The organism is Streptomyces sp. NPDC030165 (assembly GCF_055573595.1).
The window spans coordinates 1-5971 of sequence record NZ_JBVIBD010000011.1; the positions used below are offsets into that span (position 1 = coordinate 1).

7 protein-coding genes are annotated in these 5971 nt (G+C 74.6%); 2 read left to right on the plus strand and 5 right to left on the minus strand.

The window, feature by feature from the left end:
• Positions 1 to 174 precede the first annotated feature (174 nt).
• On the minus strand, positions 175 to 1122 hold the full coding sequence (locus ACZ4Z1_RS21280) for a class I SAM-dependent methyltransferase (protein WP_468488160.1): 948 nt from the start codon (positions 1120 to 1122) through the stop codon (positions 175 to 177).
• Between the two features lie 106 nt (positions 1123 to 1228).
• Here ACZ4Z1_RS21280 and ACZ4Z1_RS21285 point away from each other — a divergent pair, with 106 nt between their 5' ends.
• Complete coding sequence (locus ACZ4Z1_RS21285) at positions 1229 to 2272, plus strand: DUF1266 domain-containing protein (protein ID WP_468488161.1); 1044 nt, start codon at positions 1229 to 1231, stop codon at positions 2270 to 2272.
• 74 nt (positions 2273 to 2346) lie between these two features.
• Here ACZ4Z1_RS21285 and ACZ4Z1_RS21290 read toward each other — a convergent pair whose 3' ends face one another.
• Genes ACZ4Z1_RS21290 through ACZ4Z1_RS21300 form a run of 3 tightly spaced genes read right to left on the minus strand, consistent with a single transcriptional unit; the run spans position 2347 to position 3994 of the window.
• The gene (locus ACZ4Z1_RS21290; RefSeq protein ID WP_468488162.1) at positions 2347 to 2760 is read right to left on the minus strand and encodes an Asp23/Gls24 family envelope stress response protein; all 414 of its coding nucleotides are present in this window, start codon (positions 2758 to 2760) and stop codon (positions 2347 to 2349) included.
• Positions 2757 to 3458 carry an Asp23/Gls24 family envelope stress response protein gene (locus ACZ4Z1_RS21295; RefSeq protein WP_468488163.1) on the minus strand — a complete coding sequence of 234 codons (702 nt, stop codon included), beginning with the start codon at positions 3456 to 3458 and terminating at the stop codon, positions 2757 to 2759. Before ACZ4Z1_RS21295 ends, ACZ4Z1_RS21290 begins: the two co-directional genes overlap by 4 nt.
• Positions 3449 to 3994, minus strand: a complete 546-nt coding sequence (locus tag ACZ4Z1_RS21300) for an RNA polymerase sigma factor (protein WP_468488164.1) — start codon at positions 3992 to 3994, stop codon at positions 3449 to 3451. Before ACZ4Z1_RS21300 ends, ACZ4Z1_RS21295 begins: the two co-directional genes overlap by 10 nt.
• Positions 3995 to 4228: 234 nt before the next feature.
• On the opposite strand from ACZ4Z1_RS21300, the gene ACZ4Z1_RS21305 reads away from it, so the two are divergent.
• Positions 4229 to 5206, plus strand: coding sequence for a YihY/virulence factor BrkB family protein (locus ACZ4Z1_RS21305; protein ID WP_468488165.1), 978 nt, complete (start codon positions 4229 to 4231; stop codon positions 5204 to 5206).
• A gap of 22 nt (positions 5207 to 5228) precedes the next feature.
• Here ACZ4Z1_RS21305 and ACZ4Z1_RS21310 read toward each other — a convergent pair whose 3' ends face one another.
• On the minus strand, positions 5229 to 5540 hold the full coding sequence (locus tag ACZ4Z1_RS21310; RefSeq protein WP_468488166.1) for a 4a-hydroxytetrahydrobiopterin dehydratase: 312 nt from the start codon (positions 5538 to 5540) through the stop codon (positions 5229 to 5231).
• Positions 5541 to 5971: the final 431 nt, after the last annotated feature.

Below are 5971 nucleotides of genomic sequence, written 5' to 3' on the forward strand. Positions count from 1 at the left end.
TGATCCGCACCCCACCGAGCTCGACACACGCAGGGACACCCTCTTCCCCCACACGCCTCTTTCCCGCTCTCTATGGGGGGCGGCGGCCGCCCGGCGCTGTCGTGCTCCCCCCCCCCCCCGGGGCGGGACGCGCGGGCGTCGGCACGTCGGGGCGCGTCACATGGGGCGGCGCGGTCAGGCGGCCGCCCGTGCCGTGTGGAAGGACTGGGCGGAGAGCCAGAAGAGGTCCGGGCGGTGGGCGATGCCTGCCGGGTCGTCCGGGTCGAGGAGGCGGGTGAGGGTGGCGCGGTCCTGCTCGTCCAAGGCGTCGCCGGTCTTTTCGGCGAAGCGGGAGAGCTGCCTGGTGATCATCTCTCGCCATTCGGGGACCAGCGGGGCGGGCACGTCGAGCAGGAAGCTGCGGCTGAGCGGGGACCGCAGCCCCGCGGCGGTCAGGAGGGCGGGCCAGTCCTCGACGACGGCCCGGGCGCCGGGCAGTGCGGCGCGCATCCCGGCGAACCAGTCGTCCTGCAGCGCGTCGAGACGGCTCTGGAAGCCGGGGCGGCCGATGCCGAAGTCGCGGGGCAGGAAGCGGGGGGCGAGGCCGCCTTCGGAGACGGCGAGCAGTCCGCCCGGCCGCAGCCGGCGGGCCAGGGCGGCCACGGCGGCCGCCTGGTCGCCGACGTGGTGCAGGGCCTTGCTGGACCAGATGAGGTCCGCGTCCCCGATGCCGTCGATGCGGTCGGGCAGTTCGGCGACCTGGGTACGGAACCGGTCGCCGAGGCCCAGGCGGGCGGCGCGGTCGCGGGCGCGTTCGAGGAGCGCCTCGGTCGGGTCCACCGCCACGATCTCGGCCTGCGGGAAGGCGCGGGCGAGCAGGCAGCTGGTGACGCCGGGGCCGCTGCCGATGTCGAGCACCCGGCCGACCGCGTCGGGGCCGGGGCCGGACGACTGCGTCAGCAGCTCCCGCAGCCAGGCCGTGGCCTGTTCGAGGAGTGGTGTGTGGAGCTCGGCCTCGCCTTCGAGGTGGGCGGCGAGCGCTTCCCAGTCCATGTGCGCGCTGTCGTGATGGTGCCCGTGGCCGCCCTGGCCGTGGCCGTGCTCGCGTACCGGGGCGGTGGTGCCGTGGTCGTGGAACGTCATGGTGCGAGCGTCCGGCAGGGAGCGCCGTAAGGCAAACATCCTTGCCGGTCCGGCAAAGCACCCCGCCTCCCGGCCCGCCAGGCCGCCCACCGTAAGGTTCTGGTCCGTGGGAATTCCAGGATGGATACCGCCGACCGAGACGGAACGGCGGCTGTGTGAGGCCGGCGCGCGTGGCGACTGGGAAGGCCAGGTCGCCGCGGTGGCCGGCGAGGACCTGTATCTGGCGGTGCCCCAGCAGGGCCAGGATCCGCTGCCGGTCTACGAGGACCCGGCCGGCGGCGGTACGTGCATCCCCGTGACGACCCGCGGCATGCTGCCGCCGTGGCACCCCCAGCAGCTCTTCGACCGGGTCTCGATGGAGGAGCTGGCGCAGGACTGGCCGAACGACAAGTGGAAACTGGCGGTCAACCCGGGTACACCGTGCGCCGCGTACCTGCCGGCCTCCGCCGCGCACCGCGCCAACTGGACGCGGTTCCGCGCCCGGTACGGCGTCCGGCCCGGTGGACTGCTCACCACCCACCTCGGCGGGCCGCTGCACGGCCCGCTCGCCCAGGCGCTCGCCTGCGGCGCCCCGATCGCCGTGCACCACAGCGTGCCGTGGAACGAGCTGGGCACCGCCTTCCTCGACTACGCGTCCGACGCCCAGCTGCTGCACGAGCAGTGGTCGGTCACCGACCCGGCGTCCTGGCGGCAGCGCCTCGACCGGCTCCTCGACGCCGGGTTCGTACCGGCCGGGACGGAAGCCGCGCTGCGCGCCCGCGACGCAGGAGCGGAAGACGGGTCCGGTGGCGTGCCGGAGCCGGTGGAGAAGTACGAGGAGCGCTTCCGTGCCGAGGGGCTGCTGCCCGCGGACGGGCAGGTGAAGTCGCTGGTCGCCCTGGACTACGCACACGCCGTCGCCCTCGTCCGCCGGGGCCTCGGGGCCCGCTTCTGCGCGCCGCCGGAGGCCGAGCAGGCCGTGCTGCGCGCCGGTGAGCTGGCGCGCGCGGCGTACGGCTCGTGGCAGGAGTTCTCGGCGGGGTACGCGCTGGGCCGGGTGCTGGCCTTCGACAACGGCTGGTTCGGCACTGCGTACCAGGAAGCGGTGCACATCCACCGGGTGCTCAGCCAGGGTCCGGCCTCGCCGTGGGCGAATCTGCCGTTCGCCTGACCTGGGCTGCCGTTCGCCTGGCCGGGTCTGTCCTTCGCCTGGCCGGGTCTGTTCTTCGCCTGGCCGGTCCGGTATCAGGTGATGTCCGTGACGGTCACCGTCACGGCGACCGCCGGCGCGGCCCCGCCCGCCGGCCCCGCCGGCTCCGCCGTCCCGAGCGCCTCCTGGACCGCCGCCGTGACACGGGGCCGGACCGCGCGGGCCACGTCCAGGGCCCGGTGACCGCGCCGGACCGCCAGGTGGACGCGGATCCGCCACTGTCCGGGGCCGGGCCCGCGGTCGGCCCGTACGCCGGTCACGCGGCCGTTCCACCCGGCCGGGGAGGAGTGGCCTGGACCGGTGCTGGTTCGGCCCGTCCGTGCCACCGTGCTCCGGAGCAGTTCGCCCAGGCCGGGCCGTAGGAAGGCGACGCCGGGCGTGTCCTTGGCGGCCTCGGCCGCGGCCCGCAGGACGGTGGCGTGGGCGTCGCCGCTCATGACGTGGCTCATGGCCTGCTCCCCTCTCCGGCTCCCGGGTCCCCGCCGGGGCCGTCGCCGTCAGGCCCGTCCCTGCCGGTCCCGGAGCCGTCCGGCGCCTCCTCCACGAGGTCGACGACGGTGACGTCGATCTCCGCGATCTCCAGGCCGACGCCGTCCCGTGCCGCCGCGCGCACCCGTTCACGTACCCGGTCGGCGAGGGCGGGCAACGGCCACGCGTACCCGGCCGCCAGTTCCAGCGCCACCTTCATGGGGCCGTGCGGCGCGAGCAGCGTGACCCGGCAGCTGCCCGCCTGCACGTCCGGCAGGGTCTCGGCGGCGGCGCGGAAGGACTTGGCCGCCGCGGCCTCGGTGATCCACGCGTCGTCCTCGGGGTCGCCCAGCGGCAGCGTCCGGCCCGGGCGGAGTTCGGTCCTGACCAGGTCCATCACCCGGGCCGTGAAGCGTTCGGCGCTCCGCTCCTCCTCGTCCCGGCCGGCTGCCGCCGCGGCCTGCCGGGCTTCGCGTACGTAGCTGTCGAGTACCCCGAGGCCCGCCAGCGCCTCCTGGCAGTACGGGCACTGCGCGGCGTGCGGGCCGGCGCCCGGACCGGTGCCGGGGGCGGCGCCTCCTGCCGGACGGCCCGCGGCGTCCGGTTCGCGCTCCTCCCACACGGACGACAGCGCGCGGCCGCAGGGCAGGATCGGGTCGTCGTGCTCACCTAGCGCCATGCGTCCATCGCCTCCGTCAGATAGCGGCGTGCTCGGAAGACCCTGCCACGGACCGCCTGGTGGCTGATGCCCACCACCGCGGCGATCTCCTCGTACGGCAGGGCGTGCAGCTCGCGCAGCACCCAGCAGGCGCGCTGCTCCGGGGTGAGTCCGTCCATCGCCCGCATCAGCGCCTCGACGGCGGCGGTCGACTCGGCTGCCCGTACCGGTGACGAGGCGTGCTCGGGCGCGCTCGGCTCCGGCACCGAGCCGAGGTCCTGGGTGGGTCTGCGGGCCCGCAGCAGGTTGAGGCACCGGTTGGTGACGATGCGGTACATCCAGGTCGTGAACGCGGCGTCACCGCGGAATTCCGGGAGCCTGCGCCACGCGCTCACGAAGGCGTCCTGTACGGCGTCCTCCGCGTCGGTGCGGCTGCCGAGCAGCCGGGTCGCGAGGCGCAGGAGCTGAGCGCTGTGGCGGCGTACGAGCACCTCGAAGGCCCCGTCGTCCCCCTCCCCGGCACGTACGGCCAGCAGGGCGTCGCTGGGTTCGGGCACTCGCCGGCTCCTTCCTTTCCTGTTCCATCTTCACCGGAGGCGGGTGAAATGTGAGGCTTTGGCGCGTTACGGGATTCAACGGGTGTTTCCCACCCGTCCCCGGAGCCGGCCGCAGAAAGACGCCTACCACGGCGCACCTCCGGACAGAGTGCTCCGCACACGCTTGTACGCTGCGCAAACGGGCAGACGGAACGGGCGCCCGGCGCGCACGGCACGAGGAGAGGACGGACACACATGGGCGGGAGCGGTACGGACCGCGGGTTGCGCCGACCGGCGCTCACGGCCGGCACCGGCAGGCCGCGCGCACGCAGCGCCGCGCTGCCCAGCTGGCCCCGCATCCGGACCGCGGCCCGCCGTACCCCGATCTCGATCTGGAACGACGACGTGTCCGACTGGGCGGCCAGCCTGACGTACTACTCGGTGCTGGCCCTGCTGCCCTCGGTGATCGTCACCATCTCCCTGGTCGGCCTGGCCAATCCGGCCTCCACCGAGGAGCTGATCAACCACATCAGTGCCCTCGCCCCGGCCGGTTCGGGCGGGACCGTCCGCCGGGCCCTGGTCACCATGGCGCAGCAGCGGACCGCGGTGTGGATGCTGGTCGGCGGCGCGATGGTCAGTGCCCTGTGGTCGTCGTGCAGCTACCTGGCGGTGTTCCGGCGGGCCCTGCACGCCATGTACCGCGTCAAGGACGACCGGCCGCCGTGGCACAAGGCGCCGCGCATCCTGGCGACGGCGCTGCTGCTGATGGCGCTGCTGATCAGCAGCGCGGTCGCCCTGCTGGTCAGCGGGCCGATAGCGAGCGCGGCGGGGCGGCTCGTGGGGCTCGGCGAGGCGGGCGGGGAGCTGTGGAACGTGTTGCAGTGGCCGCTGCTGTTGCTGCTGGCCGTGGTGCTGGTGATGGTGCTCTTCCGCACGGGCCCGGCATGTTCGCGCGGCCGGCGCGCGGTGCCCGGCGGGGTGCTCGCGGTGCTGCTGTGGCTGGTGGCCTCGGCCGGGTTCGCGTTCTACGTCTCGTACGTGGGCACCTTCAACCGGCTGTACGGGTCGCTCGCCGGGCCGGTCGTCTTCCTGATCTGGCTGTGGTTCTCCCACCTGTCCCTGCTGAGCGGCGCCCAGTTCAACGCCGAACTGGCCCGTATGGAGGGCGCGGACGCGGACACGGGCGGTACGGACGACGGCGCGCACGCCGAGGGCGACGGCGCGGACGGCTGAGCGCCCCGCTCAGCCCGGCCGCTCAGCGCCCTCCGTGGCCGGTGGCGATCTCCTCGACCCGGTGGGCCAGGGCGAAGTCGAGGGCGGTGACCGCGTGGCCGGCGCTGTGGGTGTTCACGGCGAGGGTCAGTGTGTTGTAGCCGAGGGTCAGTTCGGAGTGGTGGTTCAGCTCCTCCTGGATCTGGGCGACGTGGATCACCATCGCGGCGGCCGGCAGGTGCCGGTCGAACGTGTAGGTGCGGGTCAGGCTGCCGTCCGTCACCGACCAGCCGGGCAGCTCCGCGAGGCGGTCCTCGATCTCCTTGTCCGTCAGCGGGTCCACCGACGCGTCCATCTCGCTCCGCCTCTCCGTCACAGCGGTCACAGCGGTCACAGCGCATGACCGCGCGTACCGCCCGTACCACCGGGCCGTCCGTGCCCTGTCGATTGCAGCAGTTCCAGCGTGGCACGCCGAGGACGCTTTCCCGCCAATGTGCGGACGGGCACGCCGCGGGCTTCCGGGGTCAGGGTGCCGCTTCTATGCTCCTGCGCCTGACGGGCCGTCCGTTACCGGGGGTAGTAGGGAGCAGCCGTGGACACCGTGGACCGTACGGAGCACACGCACACAACCGGCGGCGGACAGCCCCGGCGGGCGTTCCTGGGCGGGGCGGCGGCGGTGGGCGGCGCGCTCGCCCTGGGGGCCGGCGGCGGGGGGGGGGGGGGGACCCCCCCCCCCCCCCCCCCCCCCCCCTCCCCCCCCCCCCCCCCCCCCCCCCCCCCCCCCCC

Bases quoted from the DNA above. Each gene is read 5' to 3' on its own strand.
- ACZ4Z1_RS21280 (WP_468488160.1), bottom strand. From the start codon at position 1,122: ATGACGTTCCACGACCACGGCACCACCGCCCCGGTACGCGAGCACGGC.
- ACZ4Z1_RS21290 (WP_468488162.1), bottom strand. From the start codon at position 2,760: ATGAGCCACGTCATGAGCGGCGACGCCCACGCCACCGTCCTGCGGGCC.
- ACZ4Z1_RS21295 (WP_468488163.1), bottom strand. From the start codon at position 3,458: ATGGCGCTAGGTGAGCACGACGACCCGATCCTGCCCTGCGGCCGCGCG.
- ACZ4Z1_RS21305 (WP_468488165.1), top strand. From the start codon at position 4,229: ATGGGCGGGAGCGGTACGGACCGCGGGTTGCGCCGACCGGCGCTCACG.
- ACZ4Z1_RS21310 (WP_468488166.1), bottom strand. From the start codon at position 5,540: ATGGACGCGTCGGTGGACCCGCTGACGGACAAGGAGATCGAGGACCGC.